At 68.5% G+C, this 22,932-nt stretch carries 22 protein-coding genes; 10 read left to right on the top strand and 12 right to left on the bottom strand.

The genetic code is table 11. The annotated features are described in order from the left end of the window. Window positions 1–7: 7 nt before the first annotated feature. Window positions 8–952, top strand: a complete 945-nt coding sequence (locus ACH413_RS18015) for a beta-ketoacyl-ACP synthase III (protein WP_360034930.1) — start codon at window positions 8–10, stop codon at window positions 950–952. A gap of 88 nt (window positions 953–1,040) precedes the next feature. Here ACH413_RS18015 and ACH413_RS18010 read toward each other — a convergent pair whose 3' ends face one another. The 7 genes from ACH413_RS18010 to ACH413_RS17980 form a co-directional block, all read right to left on the bottom strand. Then, a complete protein-coding gene (locus ACH413_RS18010) occupies window positions 1,041–4,733 on the bottom strand; it encodes a M28 family peptidase (RefSeq protein ID WP_360034932.1) in 3,693 nt (1,230 codons plus the stop codon). Between the two features lie 31 nt (window positions 4,734–4,764). Continuing rightward, window positions 4,765–6,333 carry a serine protease gene (locus ACH413_RS18005; protein ID WP_360034935.1) on the bottom strand — a complete coding sequence of 523 codons (1,569 nt, stop codon included), beginning with the start codon at window positions 6,331–6,333 and terminating at the stop codon, window positions 4,765–4,767. 151 nt (window positions 6,334–6,484) lie between these two features. After that, entirely contained in the window at window positions 6,485–8,611 is a 2,127-nt protein-coding gene (locus tag ACH413_RS18000; RefSeq protein ID WP_360034938.1) for a fibronectin type III domain-containing protein, read from the bottom strand. Between the two features lie 321 nt (window positions 8,612–8,932). Continuing rightward, window positions 8,933–10,315 (bottom strand): FAD/NAD(P)-binding oxidoreductase, encoded by a 1,383-nt coding sequence (locus ACH413_RS17995; RefSeq protein ID WP_360034941.1) that lies wholly within the window; start codon window positions 10,313–10,315, stop codon window positions 8,933–8,935. After that, on the bottom strand, window positions 10,312–11,139 hold the full coding sequence (locus ACH413_RS17990) for a 4Fe-4S domain-containing protein (protein WP_360034944.1): 828 nt from the start codon (window positions 11,137–11,139) through the stop codon (window positions 10,312–10,314). The genes ACH413_RS17995 and ACH413_RS17990 overlap by 4 nt, the downstream gene beginning before the upstream one ends. Window positions 11,140–11,299: 160 nt before the next feature. After that, window positions 11,300–12,034 (bottom strand): DUF4142 domain-containing protein, encoded by a 735-nt coding sequence (locus tag ACH413_RS17985; RefSeq protein WP_360034947.1) that lies wholly within the window; start codon window positions 12,032–12,034, stop codon window positions 11,300–11,302. A 40-nt stretch (window positions 12,035–12,074) separates the two neighbouring features. Then, the gene (locus ACH413_RS17980; RefSeq protein ID WP_360034950.1) at window positions 12,075–12,677 is read right to left on the bottom strand and encodes a hypothetical protein; all 603 of its coding nucleotides are present in this window, start codon (window positions 12,675–12,677) and stop codon (window positions 12,075–12,077) included. Between the two features lie 113 nt (window positions 12,678–12,790). Here ACH413_RS17980 and ACH413_RS17975 point away from each other — a divergent pair, with 113 nt between their 5' ends. The 4 genes from ACH413_RS17975 to ACH413_RS17960 are packed head-to-tail and all read left to right on the top strand — an operon-like array spanning window position 12,791 to window position 15,075. After that, window positions 12,791–13,360 (top strand): sigma-70 family RNA polymerase sigma factor, encoded by a 570-nt coding sequence (locus tag ACH413_RS17975; RefSeq protein ID WP_045315736.1) that lies wholly within the window; start codon window positions 12,791–12,793, stop codon window positions 13,358–13,360. Then, complete coding sequence (locus ACH413_RS17970; RefSeq protein WP_360034953.1) at window positions 13,357–14,097, top strand: zf-HC2 domain-containing protein; 741 nt, start codon at window positions 13,357–13,359, stop codon at window positions 14,095–14,097. The genes ACH413_RS17975 and ACH413_RS17970 overlap by 4 nt, the downstream gene beginning before the upstream one ends. A gap of 57 nt (window positions 14,098–14,154) precedes the next feature. Beyond that, a complete protein-coding gene (locus tag ACH413_RS17965; protein WP_360034956.1) occupies window positions 14,155–14,592 on the top strand; it encodes a hypothetical protein in 438 nt (145 codons plus the stop codon). A 12-nt stretch (window positions 14,593–14,604) separates the two neighbouring features. Continuing rightward, window positions 14,605–15,075, top strand: coding sequence for a DUF1232 domain-containing protein (locus ACH413_RS17960; protein ID WP_360034959.1), 471 nt, complete (start codon window positions 14,605–14,607; stop codon window positions 15,073–15,075). Here the strand turns inward: ACH413_RS17960 and ACH413_RS17955 are convergent. Then, window positions 15,010–15,495 carry a GNAT family N-acetyltransferase gene (locus ACH413_RS17955; RefSeq protein ID WP_360035140.1) on the bottom strand — a complete coding sequence of 162 codons (486 nt, stop codon included), beginning with the start codon at window positions 15,493–15,495 and terminating at the stop codon, window positions 15,010–15,012. The two genes, ACH413_RS17960 and ACH413_RS17955, sit on opposite strands and share 66 nt — an antisense overlap. A 65-nt stretch (window positions 15,496–15,560) precedes the next feature. Here ACH413_RS17955 and ACH413_RS17950 point away from each other — a divergent pair, with 65 nt between their 5' ends. The 3 genes from ACH413_RS17950 to ACH413_RS17940 are packed head-to-tail and all read left to right on the top strand — an operon-like array spanning window position 15,561 to window position 18,656. Further along, window positions 15,561–16,706: a SpoIIE family protein phosphatase gene (locus tag ACH413_RS17950; protein WP_360034962.1), complete on the top strand. Its 1,146-nt coding sequence runs from the start codon at window positions 15,561–15,563 to the stop codon at window positions 16,704–16,706. Further along, entirely contained in the window at window positions 16,703–18,223 is a 1,521-nt protein-coding gene (locus tag ACH413_RS17945) for an ATP-binding protein (protein ID WP_360034965.1), read from the top strand. The genes ACH413_RS17950 and ACH413_RS17945 overlap by 4 nt, the downstream gene beginning before the upstream one ends. Next, complete coding sequence (locus ACH413_RS17940) at window positions 18,216–18,656, top strand: response regulator (protein ID WP_360034968.1); 441 nt, start codon at window positions 18,216–18,218, stop codon at window positions 18,654–18,656. Before ACH413_RS17945 ends, ACH413_RS17940 begins: the two co-directional genes overlap by 8 nt. Here ACH413_RS17940 and ACH413_RS17935 read toward each other — a convergent pair. The 4 genes from ACH413_RS17935 to ACH413_RS17920 all read right to left on the bottom strand — a co-directional run bounded on the left by ACH413_RS17935 (window position 18,631) and on the right by ACH413_RS17920 (window position 21,296). Then, complete coding sequence (locus tag ACH413_RS17935; RefSeq protein ID WP_360034971.1) at window positions 18,631–19,071, bottom strand: ClpX C4-type zinc finger protein; 441 nt, start codon at window positions 19,069–19,071, stop codon at window positions 18,631–18,633. The two genes, ACH413_RS17940 and ACH413_RS17935, sit on opposite strands and share 26 nt — an antisense overlap. 207 nt (window positions 19,072–19,278) lie before the next feature. Next, the gene (locus tag ACH413_RS17930; RefSeq protein WP_360034974.1) at window positions 19,279–20,004 is read right to left on the bottom strand and encodes a lysophospholipid acyltransferase family protein; all 726 of its coding nucleotides are present in this window, start codon (window positions 20,002–20,004) and stop codon (window positions 19,279–19,281) included. Continuing rightward, window positions 20,001–21,005, bottom strand: a complete 1,005-nt coding sequence (locus tag ACH413_RS17925) for an MBL fold metallo-hydrolase (RefSeq protein WP_360034976.1) — start codon at window positions 21,003–21,005, stop codon at window positions 20,001–20,003. The genes ACH413_RS17930 and ACH413_RS17925 overlap by 4 nt, the downstream gene beginning before the upstream one ends. A 21-nt stretch (window positions 21,006–21,026) precedes the next feature. Then, window positions 21,027–21,296 (bottom strand): GNAT family N-acetyltransferase, encoded by a 270-nt coding sequence (locus ACH413_RS17920; protein ID WP_396425015.1) that lies wholly within the window; start codon window positions 21,294–21,296, stop codon window positions 21,027–21,029. Window positions 21,297–21,334: 38 nt separating this feature from the next. On the opposite strand from ACH413_RS17920, the gene ACH413_RS17915 reads away from it, so the two are divergent. Both ACH413_RS17915 and ACH413_RS17910 read left to right on the top strand, forming a co-directional pair. Continuing rightward, window positions 21,335–22,312 carry an LLM class flavin-dependent oxidoreductase gene (locus ACH413_RS17915; RefSeq protein ID WP_360034980.1) on the top strand — a complete coding sequence of 326 codons (978 nt, stop codon included), beginning with the start codon at window positions 21,335–21,337 and terminating at the stop codon, window positions 22,310–22,312. A 46-nt stretch (window positions 22,313–22,358) separates the two neighbouring features. After that, on the top strand, window positions 22,359–22,844 hold the full coding sequence (locus tag ACH413_RS17910) for a hypothetical protein (protein ID WP_360034983.1): 486 nt from the start codon (window positions 22,359–22,361) through the stop codon (window positions 22,842–22,844). The last annotated feature ends 88 nt before the right edge of the window (window positions 22,845–22,932 follow it).

Below are 22,932 nucleotides of genomic sequence, written 5' to 3'. Positions count from 1 at the left end.
GTTCACCTTGTCCGGATCCCGTGTCGTCGCGTTCGGCCATCACCAGCCCGAACGCGTGCTGACCAACGCTGACCTGGAAAAGATGGTGGACACCAACGACGAGTGGATCCGCCAGCGCACCGGCATCGCCACCCGCCGCATCGCCGCCGAGAAGGAGACCGTCGCCGACATGGCCTCCGCGGCAGGTGCGAAGGCACTCGCCGCGTCCGGGCTCGCGCCGTCCGACATCGGGCAGGTCATCGTCGCCACCTGTTCGGCGATCGACCGCTCCCCCTCGACCGCGGCCAGGGTGGCGGCGCACCTGTCGATCCCGTCCGCCGTCGTCTTCGACCTCAACAACGCCTGCGCCGGCTTCTGCACGGCCCTCGCCACCGCCGACCACACGATCCGGGCCGGTGCCGCGCAGCACGCGCTGGTCATCGGTGCCGAGAAGATGTCCGACCTGGTCGACTGGACCGACCGCTCGTCCTGCATCCTGCTGGGCGACGGTGCCGGCGCGGCCGTGGTCAGCGCTTCCGATGACGCCCTCATCAGCCCGGTCACCTGGGGTTCTGACCCCAGCAGGAGCAACGCCGTGCGCCTCGTCGACGAGTGGCAGCCGCGCTTCTCCCAGGAGGGCCAGGCCGTCTTCCGCTGGGCCACCAGCGAACTCCCCGCCGTCGCCATCAAGGCGTGCGAACGGGCCGGCGTCGCCGTCACGGACCTCGCGGCCGTGGTCACGCACCAGGCCAACCTGCGGATCATCGAGGCGATGACGCGCAAGCTCGGTCTGCGCGAGGGCACCGTGATCGCCCGCGACGTGGTCGAGTCCGGCAACACCTCCGCCGCCTCGGTGCCGCTCGCACTGTCCAAGATGGCCGAGAGCGGCGAACTCCCGTCCGGTCAGCCCGTCCTGCTGTTCGCCTTCGGTGGCGGGCTGTCGTGGGCGGGCCAGGTGATCACCACCCCGTGACAGGCCAAGCGAGGGCACGGATGGAGCGTGCCCTCGCCCGTGGCGATGTTTCCCTGTCCCCTGCGACCTGCATCGCCGTCCTGACGGGCTAGCTCGCCCGCCGGGTCAGGCTCGCCGGTGCCAGGTCCAGGCCCCACGAGTCGATCGTGCCGACGTCCGCCTGGTAGACGTCCCGCACGCGGAGCTTCCACGTGCCGTTGGCCGACTCGCTCGACAGGTCGGCCGTGAAGGTCTGGTCGATGTCGTCCGCACTGCCACCGGTCTGGTCGCGCAACGGGTAGGCCGTGCCGTCCGGCGCGATCAGGGACACCGTCAGGTCACCGACGTACGTGTGCCGGATCTTCACGGCCACCGCCGCCCGGATCGACGGCACCGCCGAGCACCCGGAGATGACGAGGTCGCTGTCGACCGCAGCACCCGCGTCCGGGATGGCGACGTCGTTCGGGTTGGTGGCGCTGCAGGTTCCGCCGCCGCCACCGGTGACGGTCAGCGCGTACGTGGCGGTGCGCGACGCCGAACCGGCCGCGGTGATCGTGACCGGGTAGCTGCCGGGCGCCACCGACGCCGTGGTGCTGATCGACAACGTCGAACTCGCACCCGTGCTGACCGAGGCCGGGCTGAACGAAGCCGTTGCCCCGGAAGGCAGTCCGGACGCGGACAGCTGCACGGTCTGCGGCTGACCGCTGACGGTCTGGGTCGCCACGGTCGCCGTCAGGGACGCACCCGCCGCCACCGAACCCGACGACGGCGAGACCGCCACCGAGAAGTCCTCGGCCGGCGCACCACCGACCGCCGCCTTCCACAGCGTGTAGGCGATGCCGTCGACGGCGCGGTTCAGGTGCGGGTCGCTGATGTTCGCCGTGCTGTCGCAGGACGAGTGGTAGCACGGGTCGAACGCACGCCCCGCCGTACCGCCCCACTTCGTCGCCTGGGCGGACGTCTTGGTGGCGCTGGCGCCCATCGCGTAGCCGGACGCCGGGATGCCCGCGTTCGTGAACGACGCGTCGTCGGAACGGTTGCGGCCCTCGGTGTTCTCCTCGGGCTGCAGGTTCAGCGAGTCCCAGTAGGCCTTCATGTGCGCGGACTGCGTGGCGTTGAGGTTGTTGATGAAGTAGCCGCCGTTGACCGATCCGATCATGTCGAAGTTGTAGTAGGCCTTGATCTTCGAACGATCCGCCGACGAGAGCTGGGAGACGTAGAAGCGCGAGCCGTTCAGGCCCTGCTCCTCGTCGGTCCACCAGCCGAAGCGGACCTTGTTGAGCATCGACGGGTTGGTGCGCGCGAGGACGAGCGCGGTCTCCAGCAGTGCCGCGGAACCCGAGCCGTTGTCGTTGATGCCGGCGCCGGCGGACACGGAATCCAGGTGAGCGCCGAACATGTGCACGTTGTTCGCGTCACCGCCACGCCACTCGGCGATCAGGTTCGGACCGGCTCCGGACGTGCAGCCCGAGGTGCAGGCCTGTTCCGTCACGGCGTATCCGGCCGCGGTCAGCTTGTCCTTCACGTAGGTCACCGAGGCGCGGTACCCGGCCGACGTGGACCGGCGGTTGCCGCCGTTCTGCGACGCGATCGTGGAGAACTGGCTCAGGTGCTGCTTCACCGCCGCGATGTCGACGTCCGGTGCCTGACCGCCGCCACCTCCGCCGCCACCTCCGAGGTTGAGCGACCACGAGTCGATGCGCCCGGTGTCGTTGGCCGCGTTGTCGTTCACCCGCAGCTTCCACGTGCCGTTCGCGGTCTCGCCCGAGAGGTCGACGGTGTAGGTCTGGTCGATGTTGTCCGCCGAGCCGCCGGTGTTGGTGTGCAACGGGTAGGTCGAGCCGTCCGGCGCGACGAGGCTGACCGCGAGGTCGCCGACGTAGGTGTGGACGATCTTCACCGGGACCGTGCTGGTCGCCGACGGAGCCGTGGAGCACCCGGAGATCGCGATCGACGACTCCACCGTCGCGTTGTCGTTGATGGTCACGTCGTCGCCGTTGCTGCCGGAGCACCCGCCACCGCCACCGCCGGAGGTGACCGTCAACGAGTACACAGTGGACTTCGTCGTCGTGCCGGCCGCGTTCACCGTCACGTTGTAGGTGCCCGCGGGCGTGGACGAGCCGGTCGAGATCGTCATGGTCGAGCTGCTGCCAGTCGTCACCGAGGCCGGGCTGAACGCCGCAGAAGCTCCGCTGGGCAGGCCGGTCGCCGACAGCGCCACGGTCTGCGCGGCACCGCTCACGGTGGCGGTGTTGACGGTCGCGGTGGCCGAGGAACCCTGCGCGACGCTGCCGGAGGACGGCGAGAGCGCGACGGAGAAGTCGTTCGACTGACCGGTGCAGACCGGGTCGTTCGTCTGCGCTGGCACGGACACCGCGTCCCACGCCGCCTTCACCGTGGTGAAGACCCGGCAGTCGGAGTAGAGGTTCTTCGCCGCGTTCAGCGTCGCCGTGCGGACGTTGACGTACTTCCAGTTCGACGTCTTGGCCAGCAGGCCGTTGTAGAAGACCTTGCCCGCCTCCTGGATGCCGACACCGGTCACCGAGGACGGGCCGCCGGAGCAGATCGGGCTGGTCGGGTCGCCGCCACCGGGGCTGCTCCCCTTGGCCACCAGGTAGAACCAGTGGTTCAGCGGACCGGCCGCCTTGTGCACCTCGGTGCTCGGGATGGACGACGAGAAGCAGTTCGGGTCGCCGCTCACGAGCGACGGGTTGTACATGTTGCGCAACGGCTGGGTACCGCTGAAGTTGACCTCCTCGCCGACGAGGAAGTCCGGCGGGTCGTTGGGGTTGTTGGCGAAGTGCTCGGTCAGGGCGCCGAAGATGTCACCGGTGCCCTCGTTGATCCCGCCGTTCTCGTTGCCGGAACCGTTGCCACCAGGCGTGGTCTGGAAGATCGCGTGCCCGTACTCGTGCGCCACCACGTCGATCGCGGTGAGCTGGCGGTCACGGGCGCCGTTGTAGCCGAACGTCGTGTTGCTGCCGGTCCAGTAGGCGTTGGCCTCCTGGAGCCCGACCTTCGCCGCGAACGTCCGGCCGTTGCCGTCGACGCCGTTGCGCCCCAGCCACTGCGAGAGCATGGCCCACTCTTGTTGCGCCGCATACAACACGTCGACGCACGCGGTTTCCAGGTCGTTGGCGCTCGCGCTGCCCCACGCGTCGTCGGTGCCGGTGTAGGCGCCGCCGCTCTGGCCGCCGCACTGCAGGCCGGGCTTCGTGGTGTCGGTCATGCTGAACGACGACCCGGAGCCCGACGTGCCGATGGTGACGTCGCCGTTGTAGTAACCGCGGCCGGTTCCGGCGAAGACCTCGTCACGTGAGCCGAGCACCGCGCCCGTGGACGCGTCGACGAACACGTGCAGAACGCTCGGCGCACGGCCTTTCGTGCCGCGAACGACTGTCTCCCAGGCGAGTTTCGGCGCGTCGGTCGCGTGCACCACGAGCCGTGGCGCGTCGACGGCGTTCGCCACCGCGAGCTGGGTCCGGGAGATCGCCTTCGCCCGGTCGGCGCTGATCTTGGCGGTGGTGTCGACCGCGATCGCTTGCTGCTGGGCGACGTTGGTGCTCAGCACGGCACCGGTGGCGTTCTTGACGACGACGTAGTCGCCGCCCACGACCGGAAGTCCTTGATAAGTGCGTTCGTAGGCCACGTACTGCAGGCCGTTACCGCCCTGCGTCGTCGAGACGACGTGCGCGTCCCCGCTGCTGGGCGGAGGTTCCGGCGCGGCGGAGGCGGGCAGGACGACTGTCGCGATGGCTGTCGCTGTCGCCAGCGCAGCTGATAGCAGGGTTCTTCTTCTCACGGTGGAGCTCCTTAGGCAGGGAGAGCGGTGTTCAGGCGTCGGCGCGCTGGCCCGTGACGAGGGCGGCGGCCGTCGCGAAGGTGACGTCGTCGAACAGCGCCGACACCGGGTCGTCCGGGTGGTTGTCGTCGCGGCTGACGAGGGTGAGCGTGTAGCTGACGCCCGCCCTGAGCGGTGCGGTGACCTGCTGCCAGCCCTGACCGCTCGTGCAGGTCCTGGCCAGCGGAGTCGTGGTGGCGCCGGAGGAGTTGTCGGTCAGCACGACCTTCGCCCAGGCGTACTGCACGCTGTCCGGGCAGGACTGCGAGTACCAGACCGAGAGCGTGCCCGCGGCCGGTGCGGTGAAGGTCTGCCGGACGGTGGACTCGCCGTTGGTCGCGGTCGCGGCCCCGAGGCGCACGGCGTTCGTGCCGGTGCGGGCACCCGAGTTCACGACGGTGGCGGTGCCGCCGCCGGTCCAGCCGGTCAGCGATCCCGACTCGAAGCCGCCGTTCGCAACGCCGCCGCTCCCGCCCACGGTCAGTTCGACCGCGGCCGTTTTCGTCGCGCTGGTACCGGTTCCGGTCACCGTGACCGTCGCCGTGCCGGACGTCGCCGAGGACGAGGCCGCCAGCGTGAGCGTGGCGCTCTCCCCCGCCTTCACCGAGGCCGGCGCGAACGTGGCGGTGACGCCGGACGGCACACCGGACGCGCTGAGCGCGATCGTCTGCGCGGCACCGGTCGCGGTGGTGCCGACCTTGACCGACGCCGACTGCCCCGGCTGGACGGTCACGGACCTGGGTTCGACCCCGATCGAGAAGTCGTCACCGGGTTGATCTCCCAGCTGCTGGCGGATCAACGGCTCGTAGTGGGTGATCTTCGCGCCGACCTGCGGTCCCGCGCACTGCGCGTCGCCGGACTCGATCAGCCCGACCTGCCGCCACACGCCGTTCTGCTGGACCACGAGCGGGCTTCCGCTGTCGCCGGAGCACACGCCGGTGGTGTCGTTCTTCACCGGCCCGAAGCAGAGGTGCTTGTCCGGTGTGAACGTCCAGCCGATGTTCTTGCAGCCACCGGTGGCGTCGGGGTCGATCACCGGGAGCGTGGCCTTCTTCATGACCGGGTCGTAGTCGGCGGTGGTGGTGCCGGGCCCGGTCTTGCCGTGCGTGGTGAGCAACGCCTGCGTGCCGACGGCGTTGAGCGCGGGGTCGGTGGCGAGCTGCAGCAACGACGCGGGCGTGCCCACGTTGCGATCCAGCGTCAGCACCGCCACGTCGTCACCGGCCAGCGAGCCCCACTGGTAGTCGGGGTGCTTCCAGAACGACGTGATCTTGGCGACCACTCCGTCGGTGCCGGTGAGGTCGGTGCGGCCCCAGATGACGGTCTTGTCCTTGACGTCGCCGTAGGTCGGGTCCATGCAGTGCGCGGCGGTGACGACCTTGTTCGGCCGCACCAGGGCGCCGCCGCACGAGACCTTCTGCGGATGCGCGCTGCCCGGTCTGGTGATCACCACCTGCCACGGGTGCTCGGCGTGCGTGGTGTGTTCGCCGCCTTTTACCGCGTGCGCGGATCCGGGAATCAGGGTGGCGACCAGTGCCGCGACACCGACGATTAATCGCATTGTTTTCACAGCGGACAGATTCGCTTCACCGGACATTCCGGCACAATGCCTAACTCTTCAGTGCGCCGTTCACTTTTCAGTTGTGCGATTCTTCGCGCCATTCGGTGAAGCGGGTCCCGCCGGGGATGCGGGACCCGCTCACCGCCGGTCGCTAGAGCGTGACCGACCAGCTGCTCAGCACGCCGACGTCACCGGGGCCGTTGTCCCCGATCCGCAACGTCCACGTGCCGCCCGCGGCCTCCCCTGCCGCCGGGACCACGCTGAACGTCCTGCCGCTGACGAACGGGGTGCACGAGTAGTTGCCACCCGGCGTCCGCAGCAGCGGGTACCAGCGGCCGCTCGGCGCCACCAGCGTGACGTTCAGGTCTTCCAGGCAGGTGTGCGTGGCGCCGACCTTCACCGTGACCGGGTTCCTGGCGGAGCCGGTGGCGGTCGACCGCAGCGGGCTGACCACCGTCTGGAAGTCGCGGATCTGGTAGTCCGTGTCGTTCGTGAACGTCCGGCCGCCCGTGTCACCGGGCGACGTGCGGGCGGTCACGGCCGGGCTGGGCTTCGACTTGTTGCCCGCCGCGTCCCTCGCCTGGACGGTGAACGAGTACGAGGTGTCCGCGGTCAGGCCCGTCACAGTCGCCGTGGTGCTCGTGACGGTCGTGGCGAGCGCACTGCCGTTGTAGACCTCGTAACTCGCGACGCCCACGTTGTCGACGGACGCGTCCCAGGCCAGTGCCACGCTGGACGCGGTGACACCCGTTGACCTGGGGTTACCGGGCGTCGTGGGCGGTTCGTCGTCCGCCGTGCCCGGCTGGGTGCGCGCGCTGACGGCCGCGCTGGCGGCGGAGGCGTTGCCCGCGGCGTCCTTGGCCTTGATCGTGAAGGTGTAGTCGTTGTCGGGCTTGAGTCCGGTGACGGTCGCCGTGGTGCCCGTGACCGTCGTGGCGAGCGCACTGCCGTTGTAGACCTCGTAACCCGTCACGCCGACGTTGTCCGTGGAGGCGTCCCAGGCCAGTGACACGCTGGACGAGGTGGTGCTCACGGCGCGAGGGGCCCCTGGAGCGGTGGGCGCGGTGGTGTCACCGGGACCACCGGTGACCAGCGTGAGGTTCCACTTGCGCAGTGCCTCGTTGACCGGCTGGAAGATCGACAGGTCGGCGTCGTTGGTCGGGTTCTGCACGCACTGCGACGGGCCGCCGTCGTGCAGGCCGACCGCCTTGTCGCCGAGCAGCCAGCCACCGCCGGAGTCACCACCGAGTGAGCAGGCGGTGGTCCAGGTGAGGTCCTCGATGACCAGCCCGCCGCCGTAGTCGACGGACTTGTGCGTGTACTTGACCTCGCCGCACTTCCACTTGGAGGTGTTGCCCGAGTGGCAGACGCGGTCGCCGACCATCGCCTCGGCCGAGCCGGTCAGGGTGATCGCGGGCTCGCCCCACGTGTTGACCGCGGCGGACAGGTTCCACCCCGTCTCGGTCACCGCGACCACGCCCATGTCACCCTCGCGGGCGTTCACGCTGCGGCTGCCGCCGACGTTCGACGTGCCGAGCCGGTTCTGCTGCCCGGACTGCCCGTAGGCGGCCTGGTTGGCGTCGTTCGTGCAGTGCCCGGCCGTCAGGAAGTGCTTGCCGCCGTTGGCATCCGTCGCGGGGAACCCGACGGAGCAGTACGTCTCGGAGCCCGGCCACCACGGGCTGCCGGTCTGCACCGTCCCGGCCTGCTGGCGCTGCTGGGAGTCCGTCTCGGCGACGCCGGCCCCGAGCTTCTTGACCGCCGCCAGGAACTTCTCAGTGGCCTGGGTCTTCTTCGTCCTGTTGACCGTGACGCCGACCTGGTTGTTCTTCACGTCGACGCCCCAGCTGTAGACGCCGGGCACGCCGGTGCCGATCAGCTTGCGGACCTCGTCGAGCTGGCGGTCGAGGTCGGCCTGGCTCCGCTGGACCTTGGTCGCCCTGACGCCACTGGCGGTCGCCTGGGCCACGGCCTCGTCGGTGGTGACCGCCACGGTCAGCGCCCCCGCCTCGGCGTCGAACCAGTGGCCGGCGAGCTGACCGAGCAGGGACGGCGGCAGGCTCTTGAACCGCTTGTGCGCGTCGTCCTGGGCGGTGAGCTGGGTACGTGCCTGCTGGGGCGAGATGCCCAGCGCCGTCGCCACGCCGTTCACGGCGGCGGGCGGTGCGGCGGGCGTGTCGGGCTGGACGGCTTCCGCCGATCCGCTTTGAATTGCCGCGAACACACCGATCGCGAGGACCGGCCCGCACGCGGCGGCGATGATTCTGCGCATTTGCATGGCTGGAACTCCTTCAGGCAGGGGTTCCGGAAAAATAAGTCCGGAAACCGGCCCGCGGACAGCCACGACCGCGTTTAACAGTTCAGTTCGGCGATTTTCCGGGATTCACCTCCCCCGGAAATAGGCCGGTGTGGCGACTCGGGAGCCCGCCGAGCCGCCACACCGTTGGTGACGCACGAGAAGGAGGTTCAGGCAGCCGGTGCGGGAACGAGCGCATCGCCGCGTGACGTCATCGGTCCGCCACCTGGCCACGCGGGCGACGTCGGAGTTCGCCGTTCCCGCTTGCCCTGTACCGACTGCCTGAAGTCCTCCTGTACCTGGTTAGGGCCTCGCACGTCCTCCGCCCACGCGCACCATCTCCGGCCTCGAACGCGAATGCCTCCGCCGCTGCAATGGCGGGGACATCGACGACGAGACGGACGGGGGAACAGATGATGCGAGGGCGGCGACCGGTTCGGGAACCGGGATCATGGCGGTCGGGAGGGCCTCCTCGACGGCGGCGGCAGCGGGCTCTTCCTCCGGCTGCGTCCACACAGGAGTGTTCGTCTCGACCGCGTTCTGCCGGAAGAGCTCCGGAGTCTCGGTGATGATCTTGCCCGGCGATTCCAGACCCACGATGCCGACGAGCTTGCCGTTGGCGATGAAGCCGGTGAGTCCGTTCACATCGGTGGTGTCGGTGCCCAGGACGGGCAGGCCGGCACCCTGCACGCGCATGCCGTACTGCTCGGTCCAGAACCGCGGGACCGGCGTGTACGTCTTGGCGTGGTTGCGGCCCACCAACAGGTTCTCGGCCGCGGCCCTGCCTCCCTCGACGGCGTTGAGCCAGTGCTCGACGCGCCGCACGGCACCGTTGAAGCGCATGTTGGGCCAGCGGGCCACGTCACCGCAGGCGACCAGGTTCTCGGCGCCGACCACGTGGTTCGTCGAGTCGCACAGCACGCCGTCGGAGATGTCGAGGCCGGAGCCGCGCAGCCAGTCGACGGCCGGGGAGGCGCCGACGGCCAGCACGACGCAGGAGGCGAAGAAGACCTGGCCGTCGCTCAGGTGGATGCCGATGCCGCCGGGCTGACGCACCCAGTGCTTGATGCCGACACCGGTGGCGAGGCGGACGCCGTGCTCGACGTGCGCCTCGGTGATCTTCTTGCCGATGTCGTCACCGACGATGCCGCCCAGCAACGCGGGCGAGCGCACGATCAGGGCCACGTCGCGGCCCATGTGACGAATCGAACAGGCGAGCTCGCAGCCGATGAACCCACCGCCGATGACGGCGACGAGACCCTGCGACTGACGGATGTTCTTGCGGATCGCGATCGCGTCGTCCAGCGTCCGCAGCACGTGCACCCGCGGGTCGTGGCGAGGAGCCCCGCCCATCGCCCTGGCGTCGACGCCGGTGGCGATGATCATGCCGTCGTACTTGATCTCCTGGCCGCCGGGCACCCAGACGGACTGCGACTTGGGGTCCAGGTGCAGGGCCGGGGAGTTCAACATCCATTCGGCGTCGAGGTCACCGGAGAACGACAGCAACGAGTCGTCCGGGGTCCACTCTCCGGTGATCATCTGCTTCGACAGGCAAGGGCGGTGGTACGGGAGGTGCCGCTCGGCGGACAGGATCGTGATCTGTCCGTCGAAACCCATCTCCCGCAGCCGTTCCGCGGAACGAACTCCTCCGAGTCCGCCGCCGACGACCACGATCCGTTCGCTCACTTCACTCGCTCCCTGATCTCGATCGCGCGCATCGGGCACGCACGTTGTGCCGCCCTGGCCTGAGCGAAGTGCTCCTCCGGCGGCCGGCGGTTGTAGGTCAGGCGGTTGTCCTCGATCAACTGGAAGACGTCCGGTGCCTCCGCCTGGCAGGTGCCGTAGCGATGGCATTTCTCGTTGTTGACGCTCACGTCCATCGCGTCGCCCTCGCCGACACCGGGTTCCTTGCCGCGCTCGGAGTCGAGCATCCCGATGCGCATGAGCACCTCGGGCGGGAGGAACCGGGCCAGGGCCAGGGTCGCGGTCGGGACGAGAACGGTGAGGCCGGCCAGCCAGAGAACGGACAGGTTGCCGTTCGCGATGGCGCCGAACCAGGAGTGCACCACGGTGATCGTCACGGCGATGTAGGCCGTTTGGTGGAACCGCAGCCACTTGCGGTAGAAGACTTTGTGCCGCATCGAGGCGAGCACGGCGATCGCGAGCATGACCTCCAGGCCGAGGATGCCCAGCGCGTGCCGGAACAGGCCGCCGTCGACGAACGGCAGGACGAGCTTGATGAAGCTGAACGTGCCGGTCTGGATCAGGGTGAAGGCGAAGGCGTGAACGCATCCGAATGCGATCGCGAGCGAGGCCAGCACCATGTGACCGTTCTTCAGTCCCTCACGGCCGGTGAGCTTCTCGGCCCATCCGGTCGCGATCAGCACGCCCCAGGACAAGGTGGCGCACATCATGACGTAAGCCAGCCTGGCAGACAGCTGAGCCATCTTCTTGACGCCCGAGTCGAACTCGGACGACTGGGCCACCAGGAGCGGAATCTGGCTGGACAACAACACTTCCTCCGATAGAACTCTCGCGGGAACCCGCCCGGACCTGCGGTGCAGGAGTGGACACTTCAGGGCCGGGCGGGTGGGAACAGGTCCGCGTTGGAGTGCCTCTGACCTTGGGACACCACCTCCGTTTCCCGTCGTGCAACGGGGTCTTGCAGAATCACCGCACCGGTCGTCGCGGGCGGAGTACTCGGAGCAGGAGCACCGTCAGAACGGCTCCCGCGGCGGTGACCGTGAGGATCACCCACATGTTCGGCCCCTCGTTCGAGGCCAGGGTCGCGTTGATGATGCCGCCGGCGGGCTGGGGTTCCGCGAACGACGAGTCGGCCGCGAGACCGGTGCTCTCCAGCAACGTCATGTGCTTCATCACCACGTCGATGCCTGCCTGCGCGAACCCGCGGATCACGTCGTTGCGGGTCTGCGTGCGGACCTTCGCGATGAAGTTGAAGACCTGACCGTGCGCGGCGCGCAACCGGGCCACGAAGGCCTGGTCGAACGCGTCTCCTTCGAGACCGTTGAGCTCTTCCATCCACGACTGCTGCGACGGGTTCGGCACGTCCGGGGTGGTGAGCCCGAACTGGGCGGCCGTCTTCTTCGTCAGCGTGTCGAGCATCATGTGGTCGAGCATGATCATCTTGCCGATCTGCTTGACCCGCGCGTTCGACGCCTTGGTCGCCGTGAGCTCACCCATGGGCATCTCCCACAGGCCTGCCTGGCGCACCTTGTTCAGCAGATCGCGGTCGTTCGCGGTCAACGGTCCCGTCGGGGTGTCCATCACTCCCCCGGTGTCCGCGGGCTGCGCTGCAGCCGTGGCGGACAGGCCGGTGAAGAGGAACAACATCGCCAAGACGGTGGCGAGGGCTCTGGTCATCGTCTTGATGTCCTCGTTGTCCAATGGGAAGTCGGTAGGGGTGTGCGGGGTTCGAGCAGTGGGCTCAGTAGCCGGGCGCTGCCGGCGGTGGCGCAGACTGCGGTGTCTGGCCGCCGGAGCTGGGGGACGTGCTCGGCGTGCTGCTGCTCTTGTTCTGGGTGTTGTTCTGCGCTTTTCCGCCGGTGATCTTGGCGCCGTTGGGGGCGGTGACGAACCACACTCCGCCCTTTCCCTGGCCCTTCATGTCACCGGCCGCCTTGTCCTCGGCGAAGGTGTACTGCGGCCAGCCCTGGATCGTGAGCTGCTTGGTACCGTCCGGCCTGGTCAGGACGCCCATGGAGATCGGGTCGACCCCGGTCGCCATCGGTGTCTTGTCCGCCAGGACCGGTTTCCACGCCTTGGCGCACTCGCCCTCGCAGTTGGACTTGGACGGCTTCGGCACGTCCTTGTCGTAGCGGTAGAGCGGGAGCCCGTCGGCGTCGGTGACGAACCACCCCATCTGCTCGGTGTTCGCGATGAAGTACATGTTCGCGCCGCTCAGATCAGCGGGTTTGGCCTGCAGGCCACCCGGTGCGGCCGCCCCTCCGGGAGGGGTCTGGGCGCTGCCGCACGCGGTGAGGGAGATAGCCAGTGCCGCCAGGGCGGTGATGGCTGGTCCACGTCGCATCGGCAGGTCCTTTCTCGGCGGGGTACCGAGGAGTACGGACACGATCCGGTGACGGTTCACGAACTTCGTGAGGAATATTTGCCTCTCGACTTGAGACGGTTGATAGGGCAAGGATGTCCCCCGTGGCGCGGCATAGACGTCAACGCGAGTTAGACGAACAATCACCAAGACCGGGGTCTCTCGAGGAAGAGTTGATCCGTCGGCTGTACGAGGAATTCGGGAGCGCCCTGCTGGGACACTGCATGAGGCTGACGGGCCATGATCGTCAATGGGCCGAGGACATCGTGCAGGAAACCCTGGTCAGGGCATGGCGCAACGCCGAAAAACTCGAGCGTGACCCCGTGCTCTTGCGGTCGTGGTTGTTCACGGTGGCAAGGCGGTTGGTCATTGACGACAGGCGTAAGAGAAGCGTCCGTCCGCAGGAGTTCGAACTGACCCCTTCGGACGAGTCGCCTTCCGGCAGCGAAGAGGATCGCACCCTCGCGGCGATCGTCGTGGCCGAGGCGATGAACGGTCTCTCCGAGGAACACAGGGAGGCTATTCTCGAGACATATCTGCGGGACCGCACTGTCGGTGAGGCCGCGGCTGCACTGGGTGTGCCGCCGGGAACGGTCAAGTCGAGGGTGTACTACGCGCTCCGTGCGTTGCGGCGTGCGTTGCACGATCGGGGAGAGACGCGGTGACAACGGCACCAGATCACCTCGACGTCGCCGCCTACGTGCTCGGCATCCTCGATGCCGATGAGGTGGAGGCGTTCGAGAACCACCTGACCGAGTGTCGGCGGTGTGCTCTTGACCTGCGCGACTTCGCGGTGGTGCCCGACCTCATCGACGAGGCCGACGCGGGCGGGATGCTGCGCGGGACAGCTCCGGAACGCCCCGACGGCAAGTCGGTCCGGGTCATGCTCGACGCCGTGTCGGCGCGCAGGAAGCGCCGCCGGTGGTTCGTCGCCCAGGGTGTCGCGGCCGCCGCCGCCGGCATCGTGGCGGTGACCGCCGTGGTGACGACTCTCGTCGTGCGCGGCGGGGACGAGGGCTCGAACCAGGCGGCCCCCAACAACACCACGACCACGTCGCAGACTCCGGTGGCGAACAACTCCACGGACTCCTCGATGAAGGTCCAGCAGCAGGATCCAAACAGCGGTGTCTTCACGAAGATCACCGCCTCCGACGAGCCGTGGGGAACCTCGATGGACATCGAGGTCAGCGGCATGGTCGGCCCCAGCAGGGGTTCTCTCGTCGCGGTCGGACGCGCGGGTCGCGTCGCCCAGGTGACGTCCTGGTACGCCCCGGAACCGGTGGCGGGCGACAAGAAGACCATCCGGCTGCAGGCCAACGTGGCCATGCGCTGGCACGAGATCGCGACGTTCCGGATCGTCGACGAGAACGGCAAGACCCTGCTCGAGGTCGTGGCTTCCTGACGTTTCGCGACACCAGAGCGCTGCCCCCGCGGGATCCGTGAGATCCTGTGGGGGCAGTTGTCGTTTTCCGGGGAGGCTATCTACGTGGCAATTGGCCCGTCAGCGGTCGAACGCTGGCTCGATCTGTCCACAGAGGAACTGCGTGCGCAGATCACGAAGCTCGTCGCCGCCCGGCTACCGGATGATCACCCTGTGTGGCATGCGATCCGGCGTCATCCAGCGCTCGTGCCCCGCATTCGCGGCGTCCTGTCCGGACTCGCGGCGACCGCGGCCGGCGGCAAGGACGAGGCCATGCAGAAGGTCTGGATCTCCAAGGCGCGTGCCGCTCTGGACCAGCCCTACGTGGCGCCGGTGAAGGCCGCCCGCAAGCCGGTGGTTAAAGAAGAGCCGGTCGAGGAACCCGAAGCGGTGATCGACCTGCGCGAGCCGGAACCACAGCAGCTCAAGCAGCCGCACAAGGCCATTCCGACGATGCTCTTCCAGGAACCTAGTTAGGGGTCCGCTCAGATGGTCGTCTTCGGATCGTTCATCTCCCTGGCCGGCTTGCTGATCCTCTTGTTCCGCAACGCCCCGCTGGGCGGCCTGAGCCCGGCGGTGGTCGGCTGGGTGCTGATCCCGCTCGGACTGGTGTTCGCGGTGCTGGGCGTGCTGCGCAACCGCCGCAAGCGCGCGCAGGGGGTTCCCGGCCCGGTCGGGAACCCGATCCAGCGGGCGAAGGCGTTGCCCCGGCTGTGGAAGACCTGGCGCAGCGGGAAGTACCCGGAGCTGCCGCGCAGCCAGGTGCTGCTGTGGGCGGTGGGGCTGGTCTACCTCGTGTCGCCGATCGACGTCCTGCCGGAGTTCCTTCCGGTGATCGGCGTGACCGACGACGCGGGTGTCCTCGTGTGGCTGCTCAGCAGTCTTTCGGTGGCCTCAGGCTCGTACCTGCGCTGGGAAAAGGATCATCGCGACACGAGTCGCGGGATCGAGGCCCCGTGAGGCCTCCTCGCGCATGATCCCGGCCAGTCCGGGCGAAGTCTCCGCGACGGCCTGGAAACCGAGGCGCTCGTAGTACGGCGCGTTCCACGGCACGTCGCGGAACGTCGTCAAGGTCACAGCGCGCCCGGAGCTGGTGACGTGCTCGATCAGCGCGGCACCGATCCCCTGGCGCGCGTGCGACGGATGCACGCTGACCTGGTGGATGTGGGTGGCGCCGTCGACGTCACCGACCGCGATGAACGCCACGGGCACGCCTTCCGCGCCGATGGCGACCCAGACCTCGTGCTCGGTGAGGTCCTCCAGGGACATCGGGTCGTCGTCGGCGATCTCGGGCATCCCGATGTCGCGGAACGGTTCTCCGGAGGCGTTTTCGATCTGCTGGAGGTACGGCAGTTCGGCTGGTTGGGCGAGACGGATCAACACGCCCGTCATCCTGGTAGGTCGGACGCGGACCCCGCAGCCCAATAACGTTAAAGTCCGACGCGATGCGAACGAAGACAGTGCGCGTCCTCCTGGTAGAGGACGACGATGGCGACGCCCTCCTCGTCGAGGCGTTGCTCGAAGAGGTGAGCGCTCCGTTCGTGCTGGCGCGCGCCCGCACGCTGGCGGAGTCCGAACGACTGCTCGCCGACGCCGAGTGCGTGCTGCTCGACCTGGGCCTGCCCGACGCGACCGGCCTGAACGCGCTGCACAGGTTGCTGAGCAAGCCGGACGCGCCCGCGATCCTGGTGCTGACCGGGCGCGACGACGAACGCGAGGGCATCACCGCGGTCGCGGCCGGCGCGGAGGACTACCTCGTCAAGGGCCAGGTCGACGGCGAACTGCTGCTGCGCGGGGTCCGGTACGCGGTCGAACGCCGCCGTTCCGAGGACGCCCAGCGCCAGTTGCGGGAGGCGAAGCTGCTGGCCGCCGAACGGGCCCGGCTCGAACGCGGCCTGCTCCCTCCCCCGCTGCTGCAGAACTCGGACGTCGACCTGGAGGTCCGCTACCAGCCCGGCGGCCAGCGGATGCTGCTCGGCGGCGACTTCTACGACGCGGTCGGCATGCCGGACGGGACCGTGTACGCGATCATCGGCGACGTCTGCGGCCACGGCCCGGACGAGGCCGCGCTGGGCGTCTGCCTGCGGATCGCGTGGCGCGCGCTGGTCCTCTCCGGCGCACCGCCCGAGAAGGTGCTGCAGACGCTGGACCAGGTGCTGGTCGCGGAACGGCACGGTGACGGCATCTTCACCACGGCCTGCATGGTCACCGTCGCGCCGGACCGCCGCTCGGCGCGCTACTTCCTCGCCGGGCACCCCGAGCCGTTGCTGATGGTGGGCGACCGGATCGTCGATCTGCCGCAGTCGAAGATCGGCGTGCCGCTCGGCGTGCTGCCCGACTACGCGTGGACCGGCGTGGACGTGCCGCTGCCGTCCGGCTGGTCGTTCGCCTGCTACACGGATGGATTGATCGAGGGCCGGGTACCTGACGACATCGACCGGCTCGGCGTGGAACGCCTGTGCGAGATTCTGGAGAAGCACCTGCGCAACGGCCCGAACTGGATGGACTCCGTCATCGCGGAGGTGACGGAGCTCAACGGAGGCGCGCTCGATGACGACGTGGCCATTCTGCTGCTGAAGGACGGTAAGTGAATCTCCCGCAGAGGATGCCTGCGAGCCGCCTGCTGGTCGTGATCTCGGCGGTGCTGCTCGCCATGACCGCGGTCGCCATCTCGTCCACGGTGGTCGCGCTGGACGCGCTCGGCGACACGAGGGCCCGGTCGGTCGACCGGATCGAGCCCGCCGCACGCCGCTCCCAGACCCTGAGCCGCTCGCTGATCGACCAGGAGACCGGCGTACGCGGTTTCACCCTCACCGGGCAGGACGACTTCCTCAAGCCGTACCTGGACGGCCAGGCGGCCCAGGCGGAGGCCGCCAGGAACGTGCGCGACCTCGTCGGCGACGTCAACGGCCGGGTCAGCCGCATCGAGGACCTCGCGCGGCAGTGGCGCTCCGAGTACGCGGACCCGACGGTCGCCGCGATCAAGCAGTCCGGCCCCGCCGCCGGAGTCGCCGGCGACATCGAACGCGGCAAGGTGGTGTTCGACCAGCTCCGCGCCGAGACCGCCGCGTTGCAGAGCGACATCGGCGCGCTCTCCCGGCAGGCCCGCGCGGACCTCGACAGCGCGGCGAAGGTGGTGCTGTGGCTGGTGATCGGCATGGGCGTGCTGCTGGTCGCGGTGATCGGCGGGTTGTCGCTGCTGCTGCACCGGCTGCTGATCGCGCCGCTCGCGAACCTCGCCGACCACACCCGGCAGGTGGCCTCCGGCGACTTCGAGCACGAGATCGACGCGGACGGTCCACGCGAGACGGTCATGCTCGGCGAGGACGTGAACCAGATGCGCCGCCGGATCGTGCAGGAGCTCGAGACGCTCGCGGAGGCGAAGTCCGAGCTGCAGCGGTCGAACTCGGAGCTGGAGCAGTTCGCCTACGTCGCCTCGCACGACCTCCAGGAGCCGCTGCGCAAGGTGGCGTCGTTCTGCCAGCTGCTGCAACGCCGCTACGGCGGCCAGCTCGACGAGCGCGCCGACCAGTACATCGAGTTCGCGGTCGACGGCGCGAAGCGCATGCAGGTGCTGATCAACGACCTGCTGGCGTTCTCCCGCGTCGGCCGGATGTCCCGCGAGCAGACGGTGATCGACCTCAACGAGCTCGTCGGCCACGTCGTGAGCAGCTTCTCCGAGCGGATCGAGGAGACGGGCGCCCGCCTCGAGATCGCGGAGCTCCCCTCCGTGCGAGGTGAGGCGTCTCTGCTCAGCGCGGTGTTCCAGAACCTGATAAGCAACGCGTTGAAGTTCAAGGGCGCCGAGGCGCCGGTGATCTCACTCGACGTCGAACGCGACGGCGAGATGTGGAAGTTCACGGTGCGCGACAACGGCATCGGGATCGAGCCGGAGTACGCTGACCGGATCTTCGTCATCTTCCAGCGCCTGCACCCGAAGGACGCCTATCCGGGCACGGGCATCGGACTGGCGATGTGTCGCAAGATCGTCGAGTTCCACGGTGGCACGATCCGGTTGAAGACCGATGTGGACTCCGGCACCAGCTTCGAGTTCACCCTGCCCGTTGTCGCGGAACTTGCCGCCAAGGTTGAGGAAGTACATGTCTGAGTCACCACTGAACGTGATCGACGTCCTGCTCGTCGAGGACGATCCCGGCGACGCCCTGATGACGCAGGAGGCGTTCGAGCACCACAAGATCCGCAACTCGCTGCACATCGTGAAGGACGGCGTTGAGGCGCTCGAGTTCCTGCGGCGCGAGGGCCAGTACGAGAACGCGCCGCGGCCGGGCCTGATCCTGCTGGACCTCAACCTGCCCCGCAAGGACGGCCGCGAGGTGCTCAGCGAGGTCAAGGCGGACGCCGAGCTGCGCTCGATCCCCGTCGTCGTGCTGACGACCTCGGAGGCCGAGGAGGACATCCTGCGCAGCTACAGCCTCTACGCCAACGCCTACGTCACGAAGCCGGTGGACTTCGACCGGTTCATCGAGGTCGTCCGCCAGATCGACGACTTCTTCGTCACCGTGGTGAAGCTGCCCCGCTGATCACGGCGGCGCTGAAGTCCAGGCAGGACCTGCAGATCTGCGCCTCGGCACCTTCGTGGACCGGTTTGGTCTCGCTGCAGAACGAGCAGTGGCCGACCTCGGCGACCTGAGCCGCGCTGACGCACACGTTGCAGATCAGCGCGACCGGTCCGGCCATCAACTTGTCGACGTCGTCGCCGACGCGCCCGCAGAACCAGCAGCGCTCGGTGCGCCTGGACTGCTCGACGATCTGGTGCACGCGCTGGTGGCTCATCGCCAGCGCTTCCGCGATCTCGCGCATCGAGCCGCCGGCGCGGTGCAGCACCAGCACGCTGTGGTGGTAGATGGCCTTGGCGATGTCGGCCTGGGACTGGGCGGCCGCGGAGGCGGTACCCGCCTTCCGCGCCACTGCCAGCAGTTCTTCATCCAGAGTCATGCCGTCTACGTTAGCTAGACGCGTCTACTGCGACTAGACGCCGTCTAGGTGACATAGACACTCAGTCGACGCTGCGCACGATCACGGGTTCCTCGCCGGCCTGCACGACCCACTGCTGGGGTTCGCGCGGTTCAGGCACAACTGGCGCCCAGATCCCCGTCCCACCGGGACGACGCTGCCTGCGTAACTCGAATTCCTCTCGCGTGGTCATGCACTGTGGCTACCCGCCTCAGCCGAACGTATGCCTGACAGCATCGTCGTGATGGCCGCCATGACCCGTCGCGTGGCCTCGGCCAGCACCTCGGCGGTGGGCTCGAGGTCGTACAGGTCCGACAGGTCGACCGGCGCGCCCGCGACGACCTCGATCTTCTTGCGCGGCAACAACCTCGGCAGGATCGTGCCCTTGGGCAACAGGTCCTGCGTCCCCCACTCGGCGACGGGGACCACCGGGACGCGCGATGCGAGCGCCATCCGCGCGACACCGGACTTGCCCTTCATCGGCCAGTTCCCGGGATCGTCGGTGAAGGTGCCCTCGGGGAACACCATCACGCACTCCCCGTCGCGCAACGCCTCCACGGCGGGCCGCAACGCCTCTGAGGCCTTCACGGTGCCCCGTTCAACCGGAATGTGACCCCCGGACCGCATGACCCAGCCGACGACCGGCATGCGCCACAGAGAGGCCTTCGCGAGGACGCGCGGCACCCGGTTCGACATCAGTGCGAACACCACGGCCGCCACGGTGTCCGCATTGGACAGGTGGTTGAAGGCGAGGATCACGCCGCCGTTGCCCGGCACGTGCTGCTTGCCGCGCACCTTGAGGCGCACGAACAGCACGACAACGGGCCACAGCACGTCGATCGCCAGCGAGAACCAGAATCCCCTGCCGCGGCGGGGCATCTTCCAGGTCCAGGCGGCCAGCTCAAGCGGTGTCACACCTGGTATTCGAGCACGCCGGCGTTCAGAGTTCGGGTCAATTCGCCACGTTCGACGAGAACGTCGAGGTGCGCGGCCGTCTCACCGATCGCCAGCACCTGGTTGAACATGTCGAGATCGTCGAACCGGCGCTGGCGGCGGGTCCAGCCGATCTTGCGGGCGGTCTCGTACGCGCTGCCCGCCACCGCCCGGTGGATCTCCTCCAGGCGCTGCTCGTGGAACTGCAGCAGCTCGTCGACGCGGGCGTGCGAGCTGTCGGTGACCTCGCCGTGCGCGGGCAGCAGCTTGAGGTCCGGCAGTTCGCGGGTGAGCCGCAGCGACGTCATGTAGTCGCCGAGCGGCAGTTCGGGCCGGAGCGGTTCGAAGCCGATCGACGGCGTGATGTGCGGCAGCACGTGGTCGCCGGAGAACAGCACCTTCGCGGTGTGGTCGACGAACACGACGTGACCGCGGGTGTGGCCGGGCGTCGGGATCACTTCGAGCTCGCGGTGTTCGAGGCCGACCGTGCTGCGGACGAGCCACTCGTCCGGCTCCTCGTAGTCGCGCAGGGCGTCACCGCGGTCCACGTGGTGCATGATCTTGATCCACGTCTCCGCCAGCTCCGCCGCACCCCATTTGCGCAGGTCGGCGACGTGCTGGTCGTCCTGGCCGTGGAGCATGTGCATCAGCGAGGGCTGCTCGCCGAGGCCGAGGCCGATCTTGCTGCCGAACGTCCGGCGCAGCGACACGGCCATCGTGAAGTGGTCGCGGTGCACGTGCGTGATGAGGAACTTCTTGATGTCCTCGAAGCCCTTGTCCAGGGTGCCCAGCGCGGCCTCGAGCTGGTCGCGGGCCTCGTCCAGCGCCCAGCCGGAGTCGATCAGGACGAGCCCGTCGCCGTCCTCGATCGCGTAGACGTTGACCGCGCGCAGCCCGTCGTTCGGCAGCGGCAGCGGAATCCGGTGCACACCTGGTGCGACCTCGAACGCGCCCGGCTCACTCCACACGCTCGCCCACCTCATTGTTAGCGACAGCAACTATTCCTACCGGATAGTAACCCGGTATTCCGGATGCTTGTCGATGTACTTCGCCACGAACGGGCACAACGGGGAAATCTTGACATCACGGGCGAGCGCGTCGTCGAGCGCGTACTTCGCGAGCTGGGCGCCGAGGCCCTGACCGGCGTACGCCTCGTCCACCTCGGTGTGCACGAGGGCGACGACCTCGCCGATGATCCGGTACTCCAGGAAGCCGGCCAGCGCACCGTCGACATGGACCTCGTAGCGGCTCTCGGCCTCGTTGTTGGTGACCACATCAACCATCTTGCCCCGGACGATGGAAAATGGCCCGCATGGACGTCTACCTGCTCATCCTGGGTGACCACCTGCCCAACCCGTGCACGGGGCAGGAGGTGTCCCAGGCCGATCGGCTGCGGGCCATGGTCGAGCAGGCGGTGGTGGCCGAGGAGGCGGGCTTCGCGGGCGTCGCGATCGGCGAGCACCACTTCACCCGCTACATCGTGTCCGCGCCAGAGCTGCTGCTGGCGGCCGTGGCGGCGCGCACGACCAGACTCAGGCTCTCGACCGGCGTGACGCTGCTGGCCCACCGCGACCCGGTGCTGGTCGCCGAGTCGCTGGCGACGCTCGACGTGCTGTCGGACGGCCGCGCCGAGCTGATCGTGGCGCGCGGGGTCGACAAGGAGACGGACGCGGCGTTCGGCGTGCAGCCGGGTGAGCTGCGGGCGCGGTTCGAGGAGCACCTGCGGTTGCTGCTCAAGCTGCTGGAGGAGCCGTCGGTGAGCTGGGACGGGCGGTTCCGGGGGCAGCTGAGCGACGTGACGACGACGCCACGGCCGGTTCAGACGCCGCGGCCCACGGTGTGGATCGGGTCGGGATCGGCGGTGTCGGCGGATCTGGGGGCCGAGCTGGAGATGCCGTTGATGCTGCCGTCGACGTTGCGGGATCCGTCCATCTACCTCGAAGTCGTGCAGCGGTACCGGGAGCACTTCCCCGCCGGACGCGTCGGCGTGCCCAGTCACGTGTTCGTGTCGCGGGAGGACGCGCGGGAACGGTGGCGCCCGCACCTGGCCGAGTACGCGCGGTTCGCCGATCCGTGGCGCGGAGACGGCGACATCGATGTCGACGCGATCATGGACGGCGCGGCGGTCTGCGGCACGCCGGACGAGGTGGCGGCGCGGCTGAACGCGTTGGCGGAGCACCTGTCCATCGACACGCACCTGGTGATGGTGGACATCGGCGGCATGCCGCACGAGTCGGTCATCGAGACGATCCGGCTGTTCGGCGCCGAAGTGCTTCCGAAACTTGTTTAACGCGAGCGGTGCCAAGGGTTAACACGAGTTCGGCAGGATTGCGGGCGTGGGCATCACCGTCATCGGCATCACGCATCCTGGGCAGGTCGGGGTTCTCCCCGGCGGCACGAACGTGCTGGTGCTGGCCGACGACGGCACGTACGCCGACGAGTTCCTCGACACCGACTTCGGCGCGCATCAGCTGGTGGTGCGCGCTCACGGGCGTGGGTCGGCGTTCTTCGGGGTGGCGGACAAAGCCCGTGAGTTGGGTGCGGATCGGATCCTCTTCGGTGGCGTGCACGACACCGCCGCCTCTTTCGCCACCGGAGAGGATCCCGTGCTGGTGCTCGGAGTCCGGCCACCCGGCGGCCCGATCGCGATCAACGCGGCGTTCGCCGAGTGGATGGACCGCTGGCCGAGGCCGGCGCGTGCCTACCACGGCGACGTGGACCACTGGCTCGCGGAGAACGCGTTGAGGGAAGGCCTCCGCGTGGAATTGGTTTCATGGCTGATGGAACCGACCGTCCCCTTGCGACGGAAGTTGACGGCGTAGTCATCTGAAGGCTGAAGACATTGCCGCAGCAGTGAATTAGCGTTTCCTCCAGGCGACCGCGTGGCTACGCGGCGCAGCTGAGAGTTCT

Source organism: Lentzea sp. NPDC020367, from assembly GCF_044387305.1.
GTDB lineage: Bacteria > Actinomycetota > Actinomycetes > Mycobacteriales > Pseudonocardiaceae > Lentzea.
This window is presented reverse-complemented; position numbering and strand designations above follow the sequence as displayed.